Below are 23,141 nucleotides of genomic sequence, written 5' to 3'. Positions count from 1 at the left end.
CGAAGAAGCTTTTCGGGCAATGTGTCTTTGTTGGCTGCAAGAATCTGCTGTCGAGTCAAATATCTCCCCAGTCGTACTGGGCGACACCATCTCGCGTTAGGTGCAATAGATCGATCTTGCCCCCGATGTAAACTGCTGCGCCCCTTGACTTGAGCGCCTCCTGCTTGATCTGGGCCAACATGATCTGCCGGGCGCAATCAGGGAAGGTCGTGAAGTCGATCCCTTCCTTGTTCATCAGATCAGGCTTTATGCCCAGGCCGTACATCAGGCTCTCGGACGTAAATCCATTCTCGGAAGAGTACTTGTAGCCATGAATCTCACCCTCCTTTCCGGAAAACCCGAAGTGGTAAATCGTTGCTGTGTAGTTATGAGGGGAGGTGAGATGTCGCTCAACTTCACGCCAAATGGCCTTGAGAACTTGCGGAACATCTTTGTCGAACGAATCTATGTCAGCGACGGAGTCCTGTTCATTCACGAAGGTGAACCATTGCGTTATAAAGAGCTCCAGTCCAGTCCCCGCGATGATCATGCGGCGTGCGGGGATAGGAATGGCCTTCCTGGTGTAGTGGAGAAATGTCCCATCAAGCTCGGTGACAAGGGTGTCGGTAGCCACAATGGCCTCTTCTGAATCCGTATAGAAAAGCAGTGAGGACATAGCCCCTCCTTGGAAGCGTGGTACGCAAAAACTACTACGCCGCTCCACCCTGGCCTATCTGGCATTTCATCCACGCTGTACAACCTTCCAGCCCGCCTCGCGCGGGCTTTTTCATGCCCGGAGGAAAGCATGGGCGCAGTTCATCCGCACCTGGCCGGCCGCAAGGGCGGCAGTAGCAAGCCGAAACAGCCGGTCGAGGCACCCGACAGCCTGCGCTCGGTCGCGATGGCCAAGATTCTGCTCGCCGTGGGCGAGGGCGAGTTCGCCGGCGTTCCGAGCGAGCGCGATATCTACCTCGACAACACCCCGCTGATGGACCCGAGCGGTAACCTGAACTTCCCCAACGTTAAGTGGGAGTGGCGCGCGGGGTCGGTGGACCAGGACTACATCCCGGGCATCCCTGCCGTTGAGAATGAAACCAGCGTCAACGTCGAGTTGCGCAGCGATACGCCCTGGGTGCGCTCGCTGAGCAATACCCAGCTTTCCGCAGTGCGCCTGCGCTTCGCCTGGCCGGCGCTCCAGCAGCAGGACACCAACGGCAACATCGGCGGGTACCGGATCGAATACGCCGTAGATCTGGCCACCGACGGCGGCGCCTATCAGGAGGTGCTGCGCGAGGCCGTCGATGGCAAGACCACCACCCGTTACGAGCGCTCCCGCCGGATCGACCTGCCGGCGGCCACCAGTGGCTGGCAGTTGCGCGTGCGGCGCCTGACGCCGAACCAGAACAACAACCGTATCGCCGACACCATGCTGATCGCCGGCTACACCGAGGTGATCGACGCGAAGCTGCGCTACCCGAACACGGCCCTGCTGTACGTCGAGTTCAGCGCAGAGCAGTTCAGCAACATTCCGGCTGTCACAGTCGACTGCCGCGGGCGGAAGGTCCAAGTGCCGAGCAATTACGATCCGGAGACCCGGGCCTACCTCGGCATCTGGGACGGCACGATGAAACAGGCATGGACCAACAACCCGGCATGGGTCACCTACGACATCAGTACCAATGCGCGTTTCGGCCTGGGCAAGCGGATCAAGCCCTGGATGGTGGACAAGTGGGAGATGTACAAGATCGCCCAGTACTGCGACCAGTTGGTGCCGGATGGGAAGGGTGGCCAGGAGCCGCGCTTTCTGTGCGATCTGAACCTGCAGTCTCGCGCCCAAGCCTGGACGCTGCTGAGGGACATTGCGGCGATCTACCGGGGGATGAGCTACTGGGCGCAGGGGCAATTGGTGTCCCAGGCTGATATGCCGCGCAGCGCTGACTTCGACTACGTCTTTACCCGGGCGAACGTGATTGACGGGAAGATGACCTACGGCGCCGCCTCGGCTCGCGCCAGATACAGCCGCGCCCTGGTCAGCTACGACAACCCGGCGAACAACTACGACACCGACGTGACGGGCTATTCCGACACGACGTTGCTACGCCGCTATGGCGACAACCCGGTGGAAATTTCTGCCATTGGTTGCACTCGCGAGAGCGAGGCGCAGCGCCGCGCGAAGTGGGTGGTGCTGACAAGCGTGCAGGATCGGACAATCTCCTTCACCACTGGGACGGAGGGCCGGATCCCCCTGCCGGGCTACATCATCCCTGTGGCCGATTCGCTGCTGGCTGGTCGCGAGATTGGCGGCCGGATCTCGGGTGTTGCTGGCCGCGTGGTAACGCTCGATCGCGTCACTCAAGCCAAGGCCGGTGATCGCCTGATCATCAACCTACCGAGCGGGCGCGCCGAGGGCCGGACGGTGCAGTCGGTCAACGGCAAGGCCGTCACCGTCACTGCTGCCTACTCGGAGACGCCGGAGCCGGAATTGTGCTGGGCGCTCGACGCCGATGACCTGGCTGTCCAGCTCTATCGAGTGATGAGCACCAAGCGTGACGACAACGGCCAATGGACCATCAACGGCCTGCAGTACGAGCCAAGCAAGTTCGACCACATCGATACCGGCGCGCGTCTTGAAGATCGCCCGATCAGCGTCATCCCGATCACCACCGTGGCGCCGCCGGCGAGCGTCACGCTGACCTCGCACTACCAGTTCGATCAGGGGCTGGCGGTGAGCACCATGACGATCACCTGGCCGGCAGTGGAGGGCGCCGTCGCCTACGACGTCGAGTGGAAGAAGGACAACGGCAATTGGATCCGCCTGCCGCGTGCCGGCACCACCAGCGTCGATGTGACCGGCATCTACGCAGGTGGATACCTGGCGCGAGTGCGTGCGGTGTCGGCGTTCGACATCACGTCGGTCTGGAAGAGCTCGATCCTGACCCAACTCAGCGGCAAGACCGGCGCACCGCCGGCGCTGGCGTTCCTGCGTACCACCAGCGGACCGTGGAAGATCGGCCTGGAGTGGGGATTCCCGGCCAGTGGCGCGGCGGACACCGCCTACACCGAGATCCAGCAGTCGGTCACCCCGGGCGGCAGCGAACAGAATGCAACTGCCCTGGGCTTGTTCGCATACCCGACCGACACCCACACGCTGACCTCGCTGGCGGCCGGCGCTCGCCTGGCCTTCCGCGCTCGGCTGATCGACCGGACCGGTAACGTCGGCCCATGGTCGGCCTGGGTCGACGGCATCAGCTCGACGGATGCGAGCGAGTACAACGAACTGATCACCAAGGAGTACGTCGAGTCCGCACTGGGCGAGCAGTTCTTCGCCGACATCGATCAGATGCAGCTCGATATCAGTGGCCTGCAGGACCAGATCGACAATCTGACCGATGTGCTGGCCTACGACCCGACGAAGACCTACGCGAAGAACGATATCGTGCGGGTCGGCAACCGGCTGTATCAAGCGAAGCAGGCGGTGCCGCTCAACGCCTCGCCGCCGAACGCGACCTACTGGGCCGACATCGGACAGTCGATCGAGACGGCCAACGGCCTGGCCCAGCAGGTGGCAACCAACACCGCGGATATCACCGAGCTCGACGGCAAGGTCGAGGCGGCTGCTTCGAGCCTGGATGTTCTGCAGGCTGCTGCCCGCCGGGAGCCCGCGACGGGAGAGAAGGCGGATGCGCTGAAGGGCTGGGACACCATTGCTCGAGCCGCCACCGAAGTCACCGTGCGGGCGAACGAGGACGAAGCGCAGGCGAAGCGGACGAGCTTGCTGGAGGCGCGGACCGGGACGGCGGAGGGCAGGATCGCCACCGTGGAGTCCGTCGTTGCGTCGAACAATGCTGTCACCGTCCAACGCCTGGATCAGCTATCCAGCCAGGTCGCGAGCAACGCCTCGGCGATCAGCACCGAACAGACCGTCCGCGCCAACGCGGACAGCGCCTTGGGGCAGCGGGTGGATACCGTCAGCGCGCGCACCGATACCAACGAGGCGAACATCCAGACCACCTCTCAAGCGGTTACCTCGCTGGATGGCAACGTCAAGGCGCTCTACAGCGTGAAGCTCCAGGCGCATGCCAACGGGCAGAAGTATGCGGCGGGATGGCAGCTGGGCTTCGACAGCGGTACGAGCGTGACGACCATGGCGTTCCAGGCTGATCGCTTCCTCTGGTTCAACAGTTCCAGCGGGCAGACCGTGGCGCCGGTCTCGATCGTCGGCGGCCAGATGTTCATCAACAACGCGATGATCCAGGACGGTTCGATCACCAACGCGAAGATCGGCAACGTGATTCAGTCGACCGCACTCGGTGCCAACGGCGAGCCACTGTGGAAGCTCGACAAGAGCGGGGCTCTTACACAGAACAGCGCTACGGGCGGGGGCTTCATGAGGCAGACAGCGGAGGCCACCAAGGTCTACGACGCGAATCTTGTGGTGCGGGTACAGATCGGGAATCTAGACGTATGAGCTACGGCATCCGCCTGAGAAATGCGGCCGGCTCCATCTTGATGGAACTCACCGGCCAATCGGCGCGCACGGTTTACCGGCAATCGCTCGGCGCCATTACCAACGGGATGACGGTGACGGTGCCGGGTTTCGATCCAGCGCGCGGTGTTGTGTTCATCATTGCGAGCGGAAACGCATTCGGTGAAGTGCCCCTATACACAATTTCCGGCAACGTGGTGACGTTCCACTGGAACGGTTCATCCGGAACAACCTATGTACTGCATGCGGTGATGTTCTCATGAGCTATGGGGTATTAATCCGGGGAAACAGTGGGCAGACAATTATCGATGACTCGAACCCTTGTATTCACATTGCGGCATCAGGAACATACGGCGTACAGACAACTAGCGAAACTATCGTAAGTTATCCATCAGCGATCCAGTCCCCGTACGAGCCGTATGTGTACTTCAGGCCTAATGGTCCACATCAGATCTACTTGTTCAGGCATATCGGCAGTCCAGGGAACTGGACTGGATTCGCCTTCTGGCAGAGCATCTATCGAGACGTGGATCCCCCTGTCTACGGCGGAAAGTGGAAAGCGGGCGCGGTCATGTTGCCGAAAACCGGAGGGTGGGGAATGCAGGTTTTCGACACCCAGTCGCGGGTGATGTTCGACAGTAACCGGGACATCGTTCGCTATCTCGGTGGTGCGCAGGTTTGGAATAAATATGCGTATAACCCGAACTGGCCTGGCGGTTTGGCGCTGCAAACGTGGTATTTGCCGTTCCCCTACGGAACTGAGGCTTACTTTCAAGTTAGCCACTTCAATGTAAGCGCATTTATCACTGCCGAGGCTCCGCGTATTGGGTTTCTTGAGAACTCAATGAGCTTGATATTTGTTTCATCAATTGTTCAGACGGAAACTAATCAGCAGTTCAATTGGCCGCTCATTGCAGTAGCGTAAACACATCTGGAGGACTATATGACTTGGTATTCCACAGGCACGGTCGCTGTCACGCTGAATTCGCCGACAGTCACCGGCACTGGGACCACATTTTCCGCCAACGTCCGGGTCGGCGATGCCTTCAAGGGGCCGGATGGGCGCTGGTATGAGGTCACAAACGTCGCCAGTTCGACGGTCATCTCGATCAAGCCCAACTACCAGGGCAGCACGGCCAGCGGCCAGGCCTATGCGGTGGCGCCGATCCTGGGCTACGACAAGGACCTGTCGGATCGATTCAACCTGATCGCCAACCAGTGGGGGGCAACCCTGGCGGGGATCAAGCCTTGGGCGCTTTCTGCAAATGCGGCGGCAGCGCGGGGGGATCTCGGCCTCGGCAGTGCGGCTGTCCGCGAAGCGCTCGGTGGTTCGGGCGCGCTGTACTCGCGAGACAGCATTCTCGGCGCAGTCTCTCAGGCGAGCGGCATACCGTCTGGTGCGATCATTGAGCGCGGCGCGAATGCAAATGGCGATTACGTGCGATATGCCGACGGAACACAGATGTGTTGGTTCAACGCCAGCGTTACTGATCAGGCGATTGATGTCCCATATGGAAGTCTGTTTACCGGAACCCGTTCGTGGTCGTTTCCTATCGCCTTCTCTGGCAGCCCAACCGTGAACCCCGGCCTATTTCGCTGGGGGACTGGAGCAGGCTGGGGCACTGTTGGCGGTATCGCAAGCGCGACGGCGGCTACGTTGCGCGGATTTGACATTGTTTCGCGCGCGGCTGGAACAGCGACAGTGATCTCGGCATCCGCGATGGGGAGGTGGTTCTGATGAACTTCTTGCTTGTTCTTTCGCCGCAGTATGGTCCCGCAGAATTTGGCGACTACACAACCGTCTCGGTTTCCGGCGGCGTGCTTACCGTCGAGGGTCGTGACTATGCGTTCCCCGACCTCGCCGACGGCGTCGAACTCACGATGGAGGACTTCGCCGATCCATATCCCGTCTACCAGGTTCGGCGGCGAGGCGACACGATTTCGGTGTGGATCATCTACAGATATCCGGCGGGTGCGACCCATGCTGCCAGATACCCTGAGCCTGTTCCCGTTCCGGGGGATTTCGACGGGCCTGTTGATCTGCCGACCTGACAAACCTATCGACGAACGAAAGCCCGCCCTGCGCGGGCTTCGTCGTTTCTGGAGCTCACATGCCTATCACTGAGCAGCAACTGCTGCAGATACTCCCGAACGCCGGCCCTCGAGCCGGCGTTTTTGTTGGTGCGCTGAACCGCGGGATGACGCGCTTCGGTATCACGTCGCCTGTGCGCGCGGCGGCGTTCCTCGCCCAAGTTGGCCACGAAAGCGGCCAGTTGACCCACCTGGTGGAGAACCTCAACTACAGCGCCCGCGGCCTGGCTTCGACCTGGCCGAGCCGGTACCTCGGCGCCGACGGCCAGCCCAACGCCCTGGCGCAGCGCCTGGCGCGCAACCCCAGGGCCATCGCCAACAACGCCTACGCCTCGCGCAACGGCAATGGGGACGAGGCGTCCGGCGACGGCTGGCGCTTCCGCGGGCGCGGGCTGCTGCAGATCACCGGCCGGTCGAACTACCGCGCCGCCGGCGCCGGGCTGGGCCAGCCGCTGGAGCAGGAACCCGAACTGCTTGAGCAGCCAGAGTTCGCTGCGCTGTCGGCGGCCTGGTGGTGGGCCAGTCACGGCTTGAACGACCTGGCCGACCGGGGCGAGTTCGCCGCCATCACTCGGCGCATCAACGGCGGCATGAACGGCCAGGTAGAGCGCCTGGCGCTGTGGGAGCGAGCTACGGAGGTATTGGCATGAGCGCCTTCGTCCGAGTGTCGCCAATCCTGGAGAAGGCAGACGGCAAACTGTTCTTCGATTGCCCAGGCTGCGAGATGCTGCACGGCGTCAACGTCGAGGTCGACGGTCCGCCGCGCTGGAGCTGGAATGGCAGCGTCGACAAGCCGACTTTCCATCCGTCGATCCTGTGTCGCTATCCATGGCGCCTACTGGAGAACGGGGAGCGCGAACAGGTCGTCTGCCACTCCTTCGTTACCGATGGCCGCATCCAGTTCCTGAGCGACTGCACGCACCACCTGGCTGGCCAGACGGTCGATCTGCCGCAACTGGAGGATGACGAATGACCTGGCTCAGCTACTGGAAGCCCCTGGCCCTGGTGCTTGCCGCGCTGCTGCTGATCGGCGTGGGCGCCGCCGGCGGTGTCTGGATCGGCGCGCGGCACTACCGGCCTCAGCTCGACCGGGCCGCCCAGGACCTGACGGCCTGTCGCGCGGCCCGGGGCAACCTGGAGTCCCTGGCAGGCCAGCAGAACGCGGCCATCGCCGGCCTGGCTGATCAGGCCGAGCTGCGCCAGGCGAAGGCCGCCCAGGCGGTTGCCGATGCTCAGCAGCAGGCAGGCCAGCGCTTCGCCGCCGCGCAGCGCCTGCAGCAGGAGCACGCCGAGGGTGAACAGTGCGCAGCGGCAGAGGCGGTCATCGACAAGGAGCTGGGGCTATGAAGCTGCAGGCGTGGCGAAAGACTGCAGGTGCAGCGATTTCCGGCAGGTGCAGCCGAAAGGTGCAGGTGGTGCAGGTGCTGGGGTTGGTGTTCGCGCTGGCGGGGTGCGCCGCCCGGCAGGAAGCCGAGCCGCGCACGGTGCGCGTAGATGTGCCGGTGGCGGTGCCTTGCCGAGTGCCGCCGGTGGAGGTGCCGGCCTGGGCAACCGCTGGGCTGAAGAAGAGCGACGATATCCAGACCAAGGTCCGTGCGTTGCTCGCCGAACGCTTGCAGCGGATCGGTTACGAGGCGCAGCTCTTGGCTGCGAACCGGGCCTGTCAGAATTAGGAGTAGACTACGGCCTTTTCCTACGGAGCAGGGCGATGCTGGTGATTCGATTGGCGGGGAAGTGGACGTTAAAGCTGGACCGCCAGATAGGCAGTTCCGGAAAACACGGGATATGGGCATTCCACTGCTCTGAAAGCACTTTCGCGCCGTCTTCGAACGACCTGCGGCGTACTGCGGCGATCCTTCCAGCCGAGCCCAAGGAAGGCCAGACGGTGGACGTATCGATCTGCGACACCGCGCACTCGCCAGATGGATGGATCGCCGTCGGCGCAGGCGTAGCAGCCTACGAAGCGGAGCGCTGAGGCTCTATCAGATGGGCGCCCTGGTTTCGGACGTTCCCAACTGCTGGGTCGACCGCGTACCAGGTGAACGCCTCGCTCGGCTCGCCCTGCATCAACACGATCTCTTCTGCGCGTTCCGGCGGCGTCGCCGGGTCCAGCCACTCGCGGGCCAGCTCGGGCGATAGCACGACGGGCCGCCGGTCGTGAATATCTACCAGGCCGCCGGCGCTATCGGCGGTGATGATCACGAATCCATGCTGTTCTCCTGGTTCGTCATCGAGGCCGGGGAACTGGCCGATCGCTGCGCACAAGACCGGCGAGCCGTCAGCGTGCTGGATGTGATACGGCTGTTTCCGTGGCCCGTCCTCGACCACCCACTCGAACCAGCCTGAAACGGGGCAGAGCGCACGATGGCGCCACGCGGCGCTGAAGAAGCGTCCATGCGCCACTTTCTCGACACGAGCGTTGATCGGCGCCGCGCGATCACGGGCCCAGAACGGCCTCCATCCCCATCTGATCGGCTGGGCGACCAGCGCGTCCCCTTCGAGTCGGAGCGTTGTAACTTGGGTCGATGGCGCTACGTTGTAGCGCTCGGGCTGCTCGCCGACCAGGTTGACCAGGACGTTGGGCATCGACAGCGCGTCGACGAACTCGTGCAGGCCGGTGTACTGGCTGAGTCTTCCGCACATCACTCTGCTCCGGCATGGGTGGGTTCCCGGTAAGGGTAGTTCAGGCCCAGCGCCATGGCCGGAAGTCATCGGGGACCTGCTCGACGAGTTGCAGCGTGACGCCGGCGTCGAGTTCGATCAGCAGGCCACGCACCACGCCCGCGCGCTCAAGCGCCTGGCCCTGGCGCAAGTATGTTATCCCGTCCAGGGGATCCCGGCCGAGGTAGCCCAGCCGCTGTCGTGCGGGTGCGGGCCCGTGGTAGATGCCCTCGTCGTCCACGCTCCCGACGACGACGCCGGCGTCTAGCACGTTGTAGCAACAGTCGGCGCAGTAGTGCGTCTCGCGCGTTATGCCGTGCTCGATCGCCCATGAGTACATGCCGAGGGCGTCGGTGACCATATCGTGCCGGTCCTGCAACCCCACGATGCCGCACTGGTAGAGCTCGTTGGCCTCGGCGACCAGGTACAGGTACTGCTCATCTGCGGCGTACAGCCAAGCGGCATGCTGCCGTATCGCGGCGAGCCATTGGGTGACGCGCTGGTGGTGGCAGATACGAGGGTCGGAGTAGGACATGGAATCTCCGGCGGGCGGTTGGGCCGGAAATTATGCTGTATGAATATCCAGTATTCGAGGGTGGCCGACGAGTGGAGAATGGCGCTCGGGCATGTCTGGAGGAGGGCGAAATCATTTCCGCAATTTAAGAATCGACCCAGGCAGCAAGCGGCATCCATCGAAGGAAAAATGTCTGAATTGCGGAAACGAAATCCAGCCGCAACCCGCATAAACCTTGAATTCAGCGATAGACTTGAAAACCGTCGAAGGGGAGACTCTTCCGTGAGTTCGAATCTCACCGCCTCCGCCATATCCGCGTACTGAAAAGCCCCGCCGAGCGGGGCTTTTGCATTTTCGGTGCGCTGCTCTTCCGCACTTCCGGATCGTTTCCGCAGCCTGCCCGGCGTCGATTCGATGACTCTCCGATTTCGTCGGGTAATGGCTTCAGATCACGAAGAAGCCGTGGGTTCCGTCGCGACCGAGTTGCTCCACCAGGCCGAACTCCCAGTCCAGGTAGCCCTGCATCGCTTCGCGCAGATTGTCGGTACCTTCGTAGGGGCGGCGGTAGCGGTCGATGCGCGGCGACGCCAACAGGCTTTCGCCGTCTTCCGTCGGCAGGCCCGCGGCGACCCAGGCGTTGGTGCCGCCGTCGAGAAGGAACACCGGCTTGCCGCTGAGTGCCTGGACTTCCGCCACGGCGAAGCGCGCCAGCAGGCTGCTGCCGCAGGTGAGTACGTAGCGCTCGGCCGTGCCCAGCCGTTCCAGTGCCTGCTTCAACTGGCTGCGCAATACCCAGGCGGCGCCGGGGATGTGGCGTTTCGCATAGTTGGCGCTGGCGGTGAAGTCGAGCACCCGGGTGCCCGGTTCGCCCAGCCAGTCGGCGAGGGTGGTCGGGTCGATGGTGTCGGCCCGGGGTTGCCTCGGCAGCGGCGCGCTCCAGGCGCCTCTCTCGCTGAAGTCGGCGTCGGAGAGTCCGTCCAGTACCGCGACCTGCCAGCCCATCTGGGCCAGCCAGGAGGCGCTCATGTTGGCGCGTACGCCATCGTCGTCCACCAGTACCAGGCGCGCGCCGTGCACGCTGGCGACATGGTCGGTTTCCTGAACCAACTGGCCACCGGGCGTGGAGCGGGAGCCAGGCAGGTGACCGGCTTCGTATTCCTCGGGCGTGCGTACGTCGAGCAGGTAGGTGGTGCGGTCGTGCTCGTCCTGCCATTGGGCCAGACCGGCCAGGTCGAGGCGTTCGACGCCGGCGCGGTCGGCGACGGCACGGGCGCGCTGGGCGGCGGCCTTGCGAGTGTCCTGCGAGATCGCACCGAAGCGTCGCGTCTGGCCGTGTTCCAGTTGCTGACCGGCCAGCGTCCAGCCGATGGTGCCGTTGCGTAATGCCGCCACCGGGTTGGGGATGCCGGCGTTGAGCAGCGACTGGGTACCGATGATGCTACGAGTGCGCCCGGCACAGTTGACTATCACCCGGGTGCGCGGGTCCGGCGCCAGTTCGGCGACGCGCAGCACCAGTTCGGCGCCGGGCACGCTGATGCCGCCGGGGATACTCATGGTCTGGTATTCGTCGAAACGACGGGCATCCAGGATCACCGCGTCGGCCCTGGCGTCGAGCAAAGCCTGTACTTCCTCCGCGGCCAGCGATGGCGTGTGGCGCTCGGCCTCCACCAGTTCGCCGAAGGCCTTGCTCGGCACGTTCACATCCCTGAACAGCTCGCCGCCGGCGTTGCGCCAACCGGACAGGCCGCCATCGAGCAAGGCCACGTCGCTGTAGCCGAGGTCGAGGAGGCGTTGCGCGGCGACCGGCGCCAGGCCTTCGCCGTCGTCGTAGACGGTAATCGGCGTGTCGCGGCGCGGCACCCGGGCATGGATCTCCAGTTCCAGCCTGGACAGCGGCAGGTTGGCGGCGAACAGGGGATGGGCCAGGGCGAACGGGTCCTCTTCGCGCACGTCGAGCAGCGCCAGCTCCCGGCGGGCGAGGAGAGCGGCGCGGATATCGTGGAAGGTGCGTACGGCGATCTGGCTCATGCGGGGTTCTCTTTCGACAGGTCCCAGATATTGGGCAAGCGGCTGTTGGAATAGCCGGAAATGAAGGGTTTTTCCTCACCTTCGGCGCTGAACACGGCACGCCGTACCGCACCGATATTGGCGCCGTAGACGTGGATACTGATGGATGTGCGGTCGCTGAAGGCGTTGCTCACCTGGTGCACGTCGCCAATGCGTGGCGACAGCGCTTCGACCTCGCCGGGCTCCAGGCGTCGACGGGCTCCGCTGGGATGCGGACGCCCCCCCGCATCGAAGGCGTACGGCTGCGAGTATTCGGCCCCGCGGAGCATGCCGATCAGGCCCCAGACCCGATGATCGTGTACCGGTGTGATCTGGCCCGGCCCCCAGACGAAGCTGACCACCGAGAAGCGCTGCCGTGAGTCGACATGCAGCAGGTACTGTTGGTAGCGCTGTGGATCGGGGCGGGCGCAGTCTTCCGGCAGCCAGTCGTCCTGGCGCACCAGCTCGGCCAGCAGGGGGTGGGCTTGGGCGAGCAGGGTGGATTCGTCGGGACGGCTGTCGAGCAGTGTCGCCAGCTCGCCGATGAACTGGCGCAGGCGGTCGAGGCGCAGGATGGATGACATGCGGGGATTCACTCCGGGAAGTTCTGGCGGTACGGTAGCAAACGCTTTTTTATTCCTGAAATGCATTTTGAATCTAAGCTAATATGCGAGAAATGCAATTGGTGCCGGCCCCATGAAAATCGATGACATCGACGCCTTCGTCGCGGTGATCCGCAACGCTTCCCTGAGCCAGGCCGCCGAGAGCCTGGGCCTGACCCAGTCTGCGATCACCCGGCGGGTACAGAGCCTGGAGGAGTCCCTCGGAGTGGCATTGCTGGACCGCAATACCAAGCCGCTCAAACCCACCGCCAGCGGACTGCGGGTCTACGAACAGTGCCGGCGGGTGCTGCGCGAGGTGGATGGCCTGCGCGAACTGGTGGCCGGCGACGCCACACCAAGTGGCGTGCTGCGCCTGGGCGTGCCGCAGAGTATCGGCGAGGTGGTGTTGCTGGATGCCCTTCGGCGGCTGGCCGACGAGTACCCGGAGCTGCGCGCGCAGGTCGGCACTGGCTGGGGCAGCCATTTGCTGGCGCGCCTGGAGAATGCCGAACTGGACGCGGCAGTGGTGTTGTTTCCGCCAAGCAAGGTGTTCCCCGAAGAACTCGGCGCCACGCCCCTAGGGCGCATGGAACTCTGCGTGGTGGTCGCCCGCGACAGTGCCATCCAGGCGCGACGCCTGCTCGATTGCTACCACCATGGCTGGGTGCTCAACCCCGATGGCTGCGGCTTCCGTGCCGGCCTGCAACGGGCCCTGGCCGATCAGGGCCTGGGCCTGCAACTGAACCTCGAGACTTTCGGCAGCGAGCTGCAACTGGGCCTGGTCGCCGCGGGCCGGGGTCTCGGCCTGGTGCCGGCGCCGGCCCTGGCGCGTAGCCGCTACCGCGATCAGTTGCAGGTGCTGCAATTGGAGGATTTCCAGCCGCTGATCCAGCTCTGGCTGGTGCGTCCGCGCCTGCTGGGCAATCTGGAGACGCCGGCACGGCTGTTCGGCAGGGCGGTGGCCGAGGGGTTGGATATGCAAGCCGGTTGAGTAGCGGCGCCGGGAGATCCCCGGGAGACGGGAGCGTGAATGAGAAGGGGCTGCAGTCGGGATCAACATTCCCCTGCGAGCCCCTTTTCGCTTCAGAGGGAAGAGGGAGCGAGGGCGGCTACGCATAGTGTCCGCCTTGGGAAACGCAAAGACGGAAAAGCTAAATATGCGTGTTTAGCATATTAAGATATGACAAAAATGAATTTCCATCATGTAGTTTCAGCCTGTAGCTTCTAAGAAAAGCACCCATGCAGATGTTTTTCTTATAACGACAGCCGCCAACCTTATCAGTCGAGCGGCCCAGGCGAGGGCAACAGCGTGAGCGTGGAAATTCTCGGCATGATCACCGCCACACCGAGTTCCGAGGTGGACCAGCCGTTGGGGGAGGCTGTGGACGCCGGTTTCGTCCGGCGTTTCGCCCAGGCCCATGAGGACGCCGGCTTCGACCGGGTGCTGGTGGGGTATTTCAGCAATGCCGCCGAGGGCGCGGTGGTCAGTTCCTTCGTCGCCGCTGCCACCCGGCGCCTTGGCGTTCTCCTGGCCTATCGCCCGGGGGTGATCGCAGCGCCGCTGGCGGCACGCCAACTGGCCACCCTGGATCAGTTCAGCGAGGGCCGCCTGGCCCTGAACGTAGTCAGTGGTGGTAACGACGAGGACCTCGCGCGCGATGGCGACTACCTCGACCATGACCGCCGCTACGCCCGTACCGACGAATACCTGCAAGCCCTGCGTGCTATCTGGACCGCCACGGGACCGGTGGATTTCGACGGCGAGTTCTACCGCTTCCAGGGCGCCTCGCCAGCGGTGCGCCCGCGCCAGTCGCCGCACATACCGATCTATTTCAGTGGCTCCTCCGACGCAGCCATCGAGGTCGCCGCCAGGCACGCCGACACCTACATGCTCTGGGGCGAGCCGCTGGCCGCGGTCGACGGGCATATCCGCCGAGTGCGCGCCGCCGCCAAGGCCCAGGGACGCGATCCGCGCTTCTCGGTGTCATTCCGGCCGATCGTCGCGGATACCGAGGAGGCCGCCTGGAAGCGTGCCGCCGAGGTGCTCGAACAGGTCCGCGAGAACCGTGCGCGCCTCGGTCTGCCGCTGCGCGACCACCAGCCGCAGAACGTCGGTTCGCAGCGCCTGCTGGCCGCCGCCGAGCAGGGCGAGGTGCGCGACAGCCGTTTGTGGACCGGCGTGGCCCGGCTGACCGGGGCGCGCTGGAACTCCACCGCCCTGGTAGGCACCCCCGAGCAGGTTGCCGCTGCGCTTGGCGAGTACTACCGGCTGGGCGTCTCGACCTTCCTGATTCGAGGCTTCGATCCGCTCGGCGACGCCGTGCGCTACGGCCAGGGCCTGATTCCCGCCATACATGACCATATCGCCCGCCTGCCGCTGTTGCGGCACGCCGGTTGAGGAGCTCCGATGAAACTCAAGCAATACCTGCTAACCAGCTTCGCCACGCTTCTGCTCGGTGCCTCCCTGGCCCAGGCCGCAGACCTGCCGACGTTGCGTGTGGGCGACCAGAACTACTACAACGTGCGGGCTTCAATGGAGGCCTCGGGAGTTCTCGAAGGCGCGCCTTACCAGGTCGAATGGAAGCATTTCCAGTCCGCCGCGCCGGTGGCCGAGGGGTTGCAGGCCGGAGCGCTGGACCTGGGTTTCCTCGGCGACTCGGGCTTCATCTTCCTCGCCGCCAAGGGTGCGCCGGTGAAGCTGGTCGGCGTCTCGCGGCAGAACCTCGATACCATAGCCCTGCTGGTGCCGAAGGATTCTCCGGTGCGCAGCATTGCCGATCTCAAGGGCAGGAAAGTCGCCTACTGGCCCGGTGCCTGGAGCCAGCAACTGACCTTGCGCGCGCTGGAGAAAGCCGGCTTGCCGAAGGACTACGTGGAGTTCGTCAAGCTGATGCCGATCGACGCCGCCGCCGCCTTGCCGCGCGGCAGCATCGATGCCTTTCCGGTGTGGGAGCCGTATATCTCGCAGCAGATCGTGGTTTCCGGCGCACGGCCGATTCTCACCGCCCGCGACCTGATGCCGGGGCTGTCCAGCATCGCCGCCAACGCTGCTTCCATCGAGCCCAGGCGCGCGCAGATCGCCGACTTCCTCGGCCGCCTGCGCAAGGCACGGGCCTGGGTCGAGGCACACAAGGAGCAGTACGCCGACCTCTGGGCGCAGAAGGCCAATCTCGACCGGGCAGTCTCCCGCCATTGGATCGGCCAGGCCGGCATGAGCGTCGGCCCGGTAGACGCCCAGGCCGCCACCGACTACCAGGAGACCGCGGATTTCCTGCTGCAGACCGGTGCCTTGCCCAAGCCGTTCGACACTTCCACGGTGATCGACACGTCCTTCAACGAAGCCTTCCACTGAGTACGGACCATGAGCATCCAGTTTCTCGGCATGATCGGCCATCGCCTGGCCTCGGAGACCCTCGCGCCGGTCGGACCTATCCTCGACAAGCCTTACATCGCCGCTTTCGCACGCGCCCACGAAGAGGCCGGCTTCGATCGAATCCTGGTCGGCTACTGGTCGGACCAGCCGGATGGATTCCTGGTGGCCGCCGCCGCTGGCCTGGCCACTTCCCGGATCGGTCTGCTGCTGGCGCACCGCCCCGGTTTCGTCGCCCCGACCCTGGCCGCGCGCAAGCTGGCGACCCTCGAACACCTCCTCGACGGGCGCCTGGCGGTGCATATCATCAGCGGCGGAAGCGACGCCGACCAGCGCAAGGACGGCGATTATCTCGACCACGACCAGCGCTATGCCCGCAGCGACGAATTCATCGAACTGCTCAAGCGCACCTGGACCAGCACCGAACCCTTCGATTTCCACGGCGCGTACTACCGCGTGGAGCACGCCTTCTCGGCCATCCGTCCACAGCAGAAACCGCACATTCCGGTGTATTTCGGCGGCTCCTCGGAAGCCGCGCTGAAGGTCGCCGGCAAGCAGGCCGATGTGTTCATGCTCTGGGGCGAACCCCTGGCACAGGCCGCCGAAACCATCTCCGCTGTGCGCGAACAGGCGCGCTCGAATGGTCGCGAAGTGGAATTCAGCCTGTCGTTCCGGCCCATCCTCGGGCGCACGGAGGACGAGGCCTGGGCCAAGGCCGAGGCGATACGCGCAAGCGCCGGCGCGCGCCTGGGCGAGGCCGGCTTCCCCAAGGGCAAGCCGCAGAGCGTCGGCGCCCAGCGTCTGCTCAAGGCGGTGGAGCAGGGCGAGCGCCTCGACGAGCGCCTTTGGACCGGAATCGCCAGGCTGGTCGGTGGCGGGCACAACTCCACCGCCCTGGTCGGTACCGCGGAACAGGTGGCCGACGCGCTGCTCGCCTACTACGACCTGGGCGTGCGCAATATCCTCATTCGCGGTTTCGATCCCCTCGCCGATGCCGTGGAATATGGCCGCGAGCTGATCCCGCTGACCCGCGCCAAAGTCGCCGAGCGCGAGCGCCGGCGCGCCACGGCCTGATCCCATGGCCGTCCTGCAGACTCCCTCGGCGGCGTTCGACGAATGGCTGCCGGAACTGACCCGGCAACTGGCGGAAAGCGCCGATGCCCATGACCGCAGCGGAGATTTTCCCCATGCCAACCTGGCCCTGCTGCGACACCACGGGCTGCTCGCCCTGGCCTTGCCGCCTGCGCTCGGCGGTCCCGGCGCCAGCCTCGGCGAGCTGCGCAGGGTAATCGGCGCGGTGGCTCGCGGCGAACCCTCCACGGCCCTGGTGCTGTGCATGCAGTACCTGCATTTGCGGCGCCTGGCCGATAACCCCGATTGGCCCGGCGCGCTCAAGCGGCGCGTGGCGCGCGAGGTGCTGGAGCAGGGGGCGTTGATCAATAGCCTGCGCGTGGAGCCCGAGCTGGGTTCGCCGTCACGCGGCGGTCTGCCGGGTACGCTGGCGCGGCGTGTCGGCGACGGCTGGCGGCTGTCCGGGCACAAGCTCTACACCACCGGCATTCCCGGGCTGACCTGGCTGGCGGTATGGGCGTGCAGCGACGAGCCGATCCCACGCGTGGGTACCTGGCTGGTGCGCCGCGACAGCCCAGGCATCCGTATCGTGGAGAGCTGGGACCATCTGGGCATGCGCGCCAGCGGCAGCCACGAGGTGCTCTTCGAAGAGGTGGCGGTGCCTCTGGAAAACGCCATCGGCCTGCATCCCCACGACCAGCCTCCGGCGCCGGACCAGGCCGTGCTGCGCGACTTCGCCCAGGCTAGCGCGGTGTTGCTTGGCGCTCTCTACGACGGTATCGCCGGGAGCGCCCGCGAGTGGCTCGTCGGCTGGCTGCGCGAGCGCGTGCCGGCCAGTCTCGGCGCGCCGTTGGCGAGCCTGCCGAGGATGCAGGAGGCGCTCGGCGAGATCGACGGCCTGCTCCTGCAGAACCGCCTGCTGCTCGATGCCGCGTGCTGCGGACAGTTGCCCGCCAGCGACTCCGGGCTGCTCAAGGTCGCGGTCATCGACAACGCGTTGGCGGTGGTCGAGAAGGCCCTGGAACTGAGCGGCAACCACGGCCTCAGCCGGCACAATCCGCTACAGCGGCACTACCGCGACGTGCTTTGCGGACGTGTCCACACGCCACAGAAAGATAGCGTCTGGAGCGCGGCGGGGAGGGCGGCGCTGAGTCTTTGAAACGTACCTCCCACGATTCTCGACCCTGGCCTTGTCGGCGACCGCACCGGCGGAACGGATAGCCCAGGATAGCCCCGGCTCCGTGCGGAGCTGCCTGGAGATTGCCCATGAAACGACCCCTGTGTGTGCTTGCCGGCCTGCTGGCCGCGACCCTGCTGGCTGGAGCCGCCAGCGCCGCCGACCTCATCAGCCTGCGCCTGGGCGATGTGAAGGGCGACCGCTACGCCGCCCTGCGCGCGTCCGGCGAGCTCGACGACCTGCCGTACAAGCTGGAAATGTCGGCGTTCCCCTCCGGTGCACCGGTGCTCGAGGCGCTCAACGCCGGGGCCCTGGACATAGGCTTTACCGGCGACATCCCGTTCCTCTTCGTCTACGCTGCCGGCGCGCCGCTCAAGGCGGTGGGCGCCTGGCACTTCAACCCGGCGACCGTGGCGCTGGTGGTCGGCAAGGACTCGCCGATCCGTTCGGTGGCCGGCCTCAAGGGCAAGCGCATTGCCGTCAATCGCGGCGGCTGGGGGCATTTCCTCGCCCTTGGCGCGTTGCGTCGCGCCGGCCTCGGACCGCAGGACGTAAGCTTTTCCTTCCTTGGTCCGGTGGACGGCCGCGCCGCCCTGGTGCGTGGCTCGGTAGACGCCTGGGTGCCCTGGGAGCCCTATACCTCCAGCGCCGTGCTGCTCGATCAGGCGCGGGTCATCGACAACGGTGCCGGGATCATGACCGGCTACTCCTATGCCCTGGCCAGCGACGCTGCGATCGCCCGCAAGAAGGCCGCGATCAGCGACCTGCTGACCCGCCTGGCGCGTGCCCAGGCCTGGGCCCTGAGGCACCCGGAGGCGTTCGCCGAGGCCCTGGCCAAGGATCTGAACATGCCGCGCGAAGTCACTCGGCGCTGGGTTGGCGAGGCGCGCATCAGTCCTGTGGTCTTCGGTCCGGAGGTTGCCGCCACCCTGCAGACCGCCGCCGATTTCTTCCATGCCGAAGGCGTGCTGCCGAAGTCGCTGGAGGTCGCCCCGGCGTTCGACTTCAGCCTGTCCGCCGGTGCCGCCGAAGTGGCCCGCCAGTTGCCCGCCGACCTCCGCGTCGGCCAGCGTTGAGGAGTTACGGAATGCGTCAGACCCTGAGCCTGTTCCTGCTTCTCTGCCTGCTCGTCGGCCAGGCCTGTGCCGACGAGCGCGTGACCCTGCGCCTGGCCGACCAGAAGGGCAACATGCGCGCCCAGTTGGAGGCTGCCGGCGCGCTGGACAACCTGACCTACGACATCCGCTGGTTCGAATTCCCCGCCGCCGCCCCCCTCGCCGAAGCACTCAATGCCGGTGCGGTGGATGCCGGCATCATCGGCGACGCGCCATTGCTCTTCGCCCTGGCCGCCGGTGCCCGGCTGAAGGCCATCGCCGTCGACAAATCCGATCCCTACGGTACCGCCGTGCTGGTGAGAGGGGATTCGCCGTTGCGCTCGGCCAACGACCTGAAAGGCCAGCGCATTGCCACCGGGCGCGGTTCCATCGGCCACTTCGTCGCGCTCAAGGCCTTGGCCTCGGTCGGGCTGGGCGAGAAGGACGTCGAATTCCGCTTCCTCGGCCCGGTGGACGCGAAAATGGCCCTCGCCAATGGTTCCGTGGATGCCTGGGCGACCTGGGAGCCCTACACCGCGTTCGCGGAGACCGCCGACAAGGCTCGGGTACTGGTCGACGGTCGCGGCCTGTGGGCTGGCAACAGCTTCCTCGCTGCTACCGATAGCGCACTGGCCGACCCGGCGAAACGCGCCGTGCTGCAGGACTACCTGCAACGCCTGGCCAGCGCCCAGCGCTGGGCGTACCTGCACCTGGACGAGTATTCGCGAAGCCTGGCGCAGATCATCGGCTTCCCCGAGGACGCCGCGCGCTTGCAGTTCGAACGCCGGCGCTTGCGTTGGCAGGCGCTGGATGAGCGAACGCTCGGCCAGCAGCAGGAGACCGCCGATTTCTACCAGGCCCATGGATTGATTCCGCAGCGCCTCGATGTGCGGCCGACCTTCGCCAGCGGCTTTGCGGTCAGGCAGGCGTCGGATGCGGATATCCGGTAGGCGCTGCCCGGGCATTAATTGATAACTATAAGTTATTTATCGATTGTTTTTTATTCCAATAATCTATCCGTTCCGTCGCCGGCAGCTGGAACTCCCGTCCCTGCGGGCGCTCGCACCTATCCCAGGAGTCATCGCATGTCTCGTCCGTTCCTGCGTCGCTTGGCCATCGTGTTTGCCGCTTCCGCCGTCCTGTCGGGCATTGGTGGCGCACATGCCGAGGAGGTCCTGCGCATCGGCTTCCAGAAATCCTCGACTCTGCTGACCCTGATCCGCAGCCAGGGCACCTTCGAGCGCGAGTTGGCCAGGCAGGGCATCCGGGTGTCCTGGCATGAGTTCCCCAGCGGCCTGCCGTTGCTCGAATCGCTCAATGTCGGCAACGTCGATCTCTCCGCCGACGTCGCCGACACCGTGCCGGTGTTCGCCCAGGCGGCGGGTGCTCGCCTGACCTACTTCGCCCGCGAAACACCTTCGCCCGCGGCGCAGGCGATACTGGTCGGCGAACATTCGCCGCTGAAGTCCCTGGCCGAGCTGAAGGGCAAGCGCATCGCCGTGACCAAGGCCGCCGGCAGCCACTACCTGCTCATCGCCGCGCTGGCCAGCGCCGGGCTTGAGTTCTCCGACATCCAGCCAGCCTACCTGACGCCAGCCGACGGCCGCGCCGCCTTCGAGAACGGCAAGGTCGACGCCTGGGTGACCTGGGACCCCTACGTGGCAAGCGCCCAGCGCCAGCAACGCGCGCGGGTACTGGCCGACGGCCAGGGCCTGGCCAGCTACCAGCGCTACTACCTCGCCTCCAGCGACTACGCCAGGAAACATCCTGAAGTGCTCCAGCAGGTCTTCGCCGAACTGCAGCGCACCGGGCGCTGGCTCAAGAGCCACCCGGCCGACGCGGCCAAGGTGCTGGGGCCGCTGTGGGGCAATCTCGATGCCGCTACCGTCGAGCAGGCGAATGCGCGGCGCAGCTACGACGTACAACCGGTGAGCGCAGATGGTCTCGACGAGCAACAGCGCATCGCCGACGCCTTCCACGCCCAGGGACTGCTACCCAAACCGGTGGATACGCGCGCCGTGGAGGTATGGCAGCCGCGGCACTGAGCGGCGCGGCTGCCCTGTGATGCGCGGCACCGGCGGCCAGCGTAGCTTGCCGCTGGCGCGCGTCCTTCAGGCCAGCCCATAGCTGATCTGCTCGGCCTTGACGTGGAACGCCTGCTCACGGCTCGGAAGATGCTGGTTGGCATCGGCGTTGCCCTGGCGCAGGCGTTCGGACCTCAGCGTTGGCAGGCGGAACACATCCTGCCGCTCGGTCTGCAACGCATTGCCGCGCATCAGCTCCATCAACGGAACCTGCATGGCCGGGGTGCTCTGGCCGAGGAAGTAGTTGGGCACCTCGTCGCACCACAGCAGCATGTAGTCGCTCACCGCATCGTGCTCGGCGTCGAGCACCACGTACTCGACGCGGTGGCGCAGGACCACTTCGGCGTCGATGCTCCAGCGGGTGTCCACGGTGAACAGCGGAACGTGCTTTTCCACGTCCACCAGCAGGCCATTCACCGCCTTGCAGCCGGACTTGCGGCAGGCCACGTGGTAGCGCTTGTCGGGGAGGGGGTGACGCGCCACCACGTCGCGCCCGCCAAGCAGGTGCAGGTCGAACTCCTTGATGCGGATGTCGATCAGCTCGCACGGCAGGTCGAACCCCGCAGGCGTCAGCAGCCTGGGGCAGAAATGGATAAGCATGGTTTTCTCCATCAGGCATGCCCGGGGCTTTCCCGCCCAGGGGGAGAGGTATCTCTATCGATCGGTCGCGGGTCAGACGGCAAGCCGCGTCCTGACGGACGAGGCAGAGCCTCGCCCGGTGAAGGGCGCGAACGCCGGCCCTGGCGGACCTCGCTGGATTTTTCTGGCTCCGGGCGCTCCCGTGCTTCCAGGGGCGTCTCGGACGGGTTTCAGCTCCCGGTCTTGACTCGGCTCCAGACCCGGGTACGGATTCTCTCGACCTTCAGTGGCAGGGTTTCCAGCGGGAAGAGGGTCGCCATGGTTTCCTTGCTCAGGTAAACCGCCGGGTTTTCCCGCAGCTTCCGCTCCACCAGCGGCAGCGCCGCCTGGTTGCCATTCGGATAGCCCACGTAGTTGGAGGTCCTGGCGATGACCTCCGGACGCAGCAGGTAGTCGATCAGCGCATAACCCTGCTGCGGATGCGGTGCATCCTTGAGCAGCACCATGTTCTCGGCCCAGACCAGCGAGCCTTCCCGGGGAATGCTGTAGGCGATATGGCGACCGTTACCGGCCTGTTCGTTGTTGACCTGGGCCATGTAGGCCGTGCCCTGCCAGCCGACCACCACGCAGACGTTGCCGTTGGAGAGGTCGGTGTCGACTCTGGAGGAGTCGAAATAGCGAATGTAGGGGCGAACCTTCAGCAACAGTTCCTGGGCTTTCTGGTAATCCTCGGGATTCTGGCTGTTGTGCGGCAGGCCCAGGTAGTTGAGGGCGATGGAAACCAGCTCGGTGGAGGAGTCCAGCGTGGCCACGCCGCACTGGCTGAGGCGGGAGATATTCTCCTCCTTGAAGACCAGGTCCCAGGAGTCGACCGGCGCGTCGGGGCCGAGCAGCTTACGGACCTTGTCCACGTCGTAGGCGATCCCGGTGGTTCCCCAGAGATAAGGTACGGCATAGCGATTGCCGGGATCGTTGGCCTGAAGCTTCCCGAGGATGTCCGCGTCGAGGTTCTTCCAGTGGGGGAGCCGATCGCGGTCGAGTTCCTGGAGGACGCCTGCCTTGATCAGTCCGGGCAGGATGTTGGAGGTGATCACCACCACGTCGTAGCCGGAGCGGCCGACCATCAGTTTGCCCTGCGCGGTCTCGGCGCTGTCGAAGGTGTCGAGGACGACACGGGTGCCGGTTTCCTTCTGGAAAGCCTTGGGCGTTTCCGGGGCGATGAAGTCATACCAGTTGTAAAGATGGACGCTGGTTTGCGCAGCCCATGCACTGTCCGCCGCTGTCGCACCGATCGTCGTCAGGATCGATAACGCCAGTGCACAAACTTTTTTCATTGGATTTCCTTTCCGAAACGAAACAAGTTGGATTTTGCACCTACCAGAACTGG

The 23,141-nt window shown here is 65.0% G+C and carries 25 protein-coding genes; 18 read left to right on the top strand and 7 right to left on the bottom strand.

What is annotated here, in order from left to right:
- Positions 1-55: 55 nt before the first annotated feature.
- Complete coding sequence (locus FOC67_RS13670; RefSeq protein WP_009314090.1) at positions 56-655, bottom strand: hypothetical protein; 600 nt, start codon at positions 653-655, stop codon at positions 56-58.
- 129 nt (positions 656-784) lie between these two features.
- On the opposite strand from FOC67_RS13670, the gene FOC67_RS13665 reads away from it, so the two are divergent.
- The 10 genes from FOC67_RS13665 (at position 785) to FOC67_RS13620 (ending at position 8,531) form a co-directional block, all read left to right on the top strand.
- Positions 785-4,447 carry a phage tail protein gene (locus FOC67_RS13665; RefSeq protein ID WP_009314091.1) on the top strand — a complete coding sequence of 1,221 codons (3,663 nt, stop codon included), beginning with the start codon at positions 785-787 and terminating at the stop codon, positions 4,445-4,447.
- A complete protein-coding gene (locus FOC67_RS13660; RefSeq protein ID WP_004349473.1) occupies positions 4,444-4,728 on the top strand; it encodes a hypothetical protein in 285 nt (94 codons plus the stop codon). Before FOC67_RS13665 ends, FOC67_RS13660 begins: the two co-directional genes overlap by 4 nt.
- A gap of 335 nt (positions 4,729-5,063) precedes the next feature.
- A complete protein-coding gene (locus FOC67_RS29740; protein ID WP_227343481.1) occupies positions 5,064-5,390 on the top strand; it encodes a hypothetical protein in 327 nt (108 codons plus the stop codon).
- 18 nt (positions 5,391-5,408) lie between these two features.
- On the top strand, positions 5,409-6,203 hold the full coding sequence (locus tag FOC67_RS13650) for a hypothetical protein (protein ID WP_009314093.1): 795 nt from the start codon (positions 5,409-5,411) through the stop codon (positions 6,201-6,203).
- Entirely contained in the window at positions 6,203-6,517 is a 315-nt protein-coding gene (locus FOC67_RS13645) for a hypothetical protein (protein ID WP_009314094.1), read from the top strand. Before FOC67_RS13650 ends, FOC67_RS13645 begins: the two co-directional genes overlap by 1 nt.
- 59 nt (positions 6,518-6,576) lie before the next feature.
- Positions 6,577-7,206 (top strand): glycoside hydrolase family 19 protein, encoded by a 630-nt coding sequence (locus FOC67_RS13640; RefSeq protein ID WP_009314095.1) that lies wholly within the window; start codon positions 6,577-6,579, stop codon positions 7,204-7,206.
- Entirely contained in the window at positions 7,203-7,529 is a 327-nt protein-coding gene (locus FOC67_RS13635) for a DUF6527 family protein (RefSeq protein ID WP_009314096.1), read from the top strand. Before FOC67_RS13640 ends, FOC67_RS13635 begins: the two co-directional genes overlap by 4 nt.
- Positions 7,526-7,903, top strand: coding sequence for a hypothetical protein (locus FOC67_RS13630; RefSeq protein ID WP_009314097.1), 378 nt, complete (start codon positions 7,526-7,528; stop codon positions 7,901-7,903). The genes FOC67_RS13635 and FOC67_RS13630 overlap by 4 nt, the downstream gene beginning before the upstream one ends.
- Positions 7,900-8,229, top strand: coding sequence for a hypothetical protein (locus tag FOC67_RS13625; RefSeq protein ID WP_009314098.1), 330 nt, complete (start codon positions 7,900-7,902; stop codon positions 8,227-8,229). Before FOC67_RS13630 ends, FOC67_RS13625 begins: the two co-directional genes overlap by 4 nt.
- Positions 8,230-8,264: 35 nt before the next feature.
- Positions 8,265-8,531: a hypothetical protein gene (locus FOC67_RS13620; RefSeq protein WP_009314099.1), complete on the top strand. Its 267-nt coding sequence runs from the start codon at positions 8,265-8,267 to the stop codon at positions 8,529-8,531.
- Here FOC67_RS13620 and FOC67_RS13615 read toward each other — a convergent pair.
- The 4 genes from FOC67_RS13615 to FOC67_RS13600 form a co-directional block, all read right to left on the bottom strand.
- Entirely contained in the window at positions 8,513-9,199 is a 687-nt protein-coding gene (locus tag FOC67_RS13615) for an SOS response-associated peptidase (RefSeq protein WP_009314100.1), read from the bottom strand. The genes FOC67_RS13620 and FOC67_RS13615 overlap by 19 nt on opposite strands.
- A 40-nt stretch (positions 9,200-9,239) precedes the next feature.
- Positions 9,240-9,752, bottom strand: a complete 513-nt coding sequence (locus FOC67_RS13610) for a hypothetical protein (RefSeq protein ID WP_009314101.1) — start codon at positions 9,750-9,752, stop codon at positions 9,240-9,242.
- A gap of 423 nt (positions 9,753-10,175) precedes the next feature.
- Positions 10,176-11,759 carry a rhodanese-related sulfurtransferase gene (locus FOC67_RS13605; protein WP_009314102.1) on the bottom strand — a complete coding sequence of 528 codons (1,584 nt, stop codon included), beginning with the start codon at positions 11,757-11,759 and terminating at the stop codon, positions 10,176-10,178.
- Positions 11,756-12,361 (bottom strand): 3-mercaptopropionate dioxygenase, encoded by a 606-nt coding sequence (locus FOC67_RS13600; RefSeq protein ID WP_003097613.1) that lies wholly within the window; start codon positions 12,359-12,361, stop codon positions 11,756-11,758. Before FOC67_RS13600 ends, FOC67_RS13605 begins: the two co-directional genes overlap by 4 nt.
- 112 nt (positions 12,362-12,473) lie before the next feature.
- On the opposite strand from FOC67_RS13600, the gene FOC67_RS13595 reads away from it, so the two are divergent.
- From FOC67_RS13595 to FOC67_RS13560, 8 genes are all read left to right on the top strand, one after another.
- The gene (locus FOC67_RS13595) at positions 12,474-13,370 is read left to right on the top strand and encodes a LysR family transcriptional regulator (protein ID WP_003090383.1); all 897 of its coding nucleotides are present in this window, start codon (positions 12,474-12,476) and stop codon (positions 13,368-13,370) included.
- A gap of 339 nt (positions 13,371-13,709) precedes the next feature.
- Positions 13,710-14,777 carry an LLM class flavin-dependent oxidoreductase gene (locus FOC67_RS13590; protein ID WP_083842290.1) on the top strand — a complete coding sequence of 356 codons (1,068 nt, stop codon included), beginning with the start codon at positions 13,710-13,712 and terminating at the stop codon, positions 14,775-14,777.
- A gap of 9 nt (positions 14,778-14,786) precedes the next feature.
- Entirely contained in the window at positions 14,787-15,731 is a 945-nt protein-coding gene (locus tag FOC67_RS13585; protein WP_003130939.1) for an ABC transporter substrate-binding protein, read from the top strand.
- Between the two features lie 9 nt (positions 15,732-15,740).
- Positions 15,741-16,823: an LLM class flavin-dependent oxidoreductase gene (locus FOC67_RS13580; protein ID WP_009314104.1), complete on the top strand. Its 1,083-nt coding sequence runs from the start codon at positions 15,741-15,743 to the stop codon at positions 16,821-16,823.
- A 4-nt stretch (positions 16,824-16,827) separates the two neighbouring features.
- Positions 16,828-17,979, top strand: a complete 1,152-nt coding sequence (locus FOC67_RS13575) for an acyl-CoA dehydrogenase (protein WP_003130944.1) — start codon at positions 16,828-16,830, stop codon at positions 17,977-17,979.
- 107 nt (positions 17,980-18,086) lie between these two features.
- Positions 18,087-19,073 carry an aliphatic sulfonate ABC transporter substrate-binding protein gene (locus FOC67_RS13570; protein ID WP_003113358.1) on the top strand — a complete coding sequence of 329 codons (987 nt, stop codon included), beginning with the start codon at positions 18,087-18,089 and terminating at the stop codon, positions 19,071-19,073.
- Positions 19,074-19,084: 11 nt separating this feature from the next.
- Positions 19,085-20,041 (top strand): ABC transporter substrate-binding protein, encoded by a 957-nt coding sequence (locus FOC67_RS13565; protein ID WP_003090373.1) that lies wholly within the window; start codon positions 19,085-19,087, stop codon positions 20,039-20,041.
- A 135-nt stretch (positions 20,042-20,176) separates the two neighbouring features.
- Positions 20,177-21,136: an aliphatic sulfonate ABC transporter substrate-binding protein gene (locus FOC67_RS13560; RefSeq protein WP_003090371.1), complete on the top strand. Its 960-nt coding sequence runs from the start codon at positions 20,177-20,179 to the stop codon at positions 21,134-21,136.
- 66 nt (positions 21,137-21,202) lie between these two features.
- Here FOC67_RS13560 and qteE read toward each other — a convergent pair whose 3' ends face one another.
- Together qteE and FOC67_RS13550 are read right to left on the bottom strand one after the other, a co-directional pair.
- Complete coding sequence (gene qteE / locus FOC67_RS13555) at positions 21,203-21,775, bottom strand: quorum threshold expression protein QteE (RefSeq protein WP_003090369.1); 573 nt, start codon at positions 21,773-21,775, stop codon at positions 21,203-21,205.
- A 209-nt stretch (positions 21,776-21,984) separates the two neighbouring features.
- A complete protein-coding gene (locus FOC67_RS13550) occupies positions 21,985-23,088 on the bottom strand; it encodes a polyamine ABC transporter substrate-binding protein (RefSeq protein WP_003090368.1) in 1,104 nt (367 codons plus the stop codon).
- Between the last annotated feature and the right edge of the window lie 53 nt (positions 23,089-23,141).

It is taken from the genome of Pseudomonas sp. FDAARGOS_761 (assembly GCF_013343155.1).
In the GTDB taxonomy this organism is placed as follows: Bacteria; Pseudomonadota; Gammaproteobacteria; order Pseudomonadales; family Pseudomonadaceae; genus Pseudomonas; species Pseudomonas aeruginosa.
Note: the sequence above shows the minus strand (reverse complement) of the source record. Positions and strands in the feature narration are given on the sequence as shown.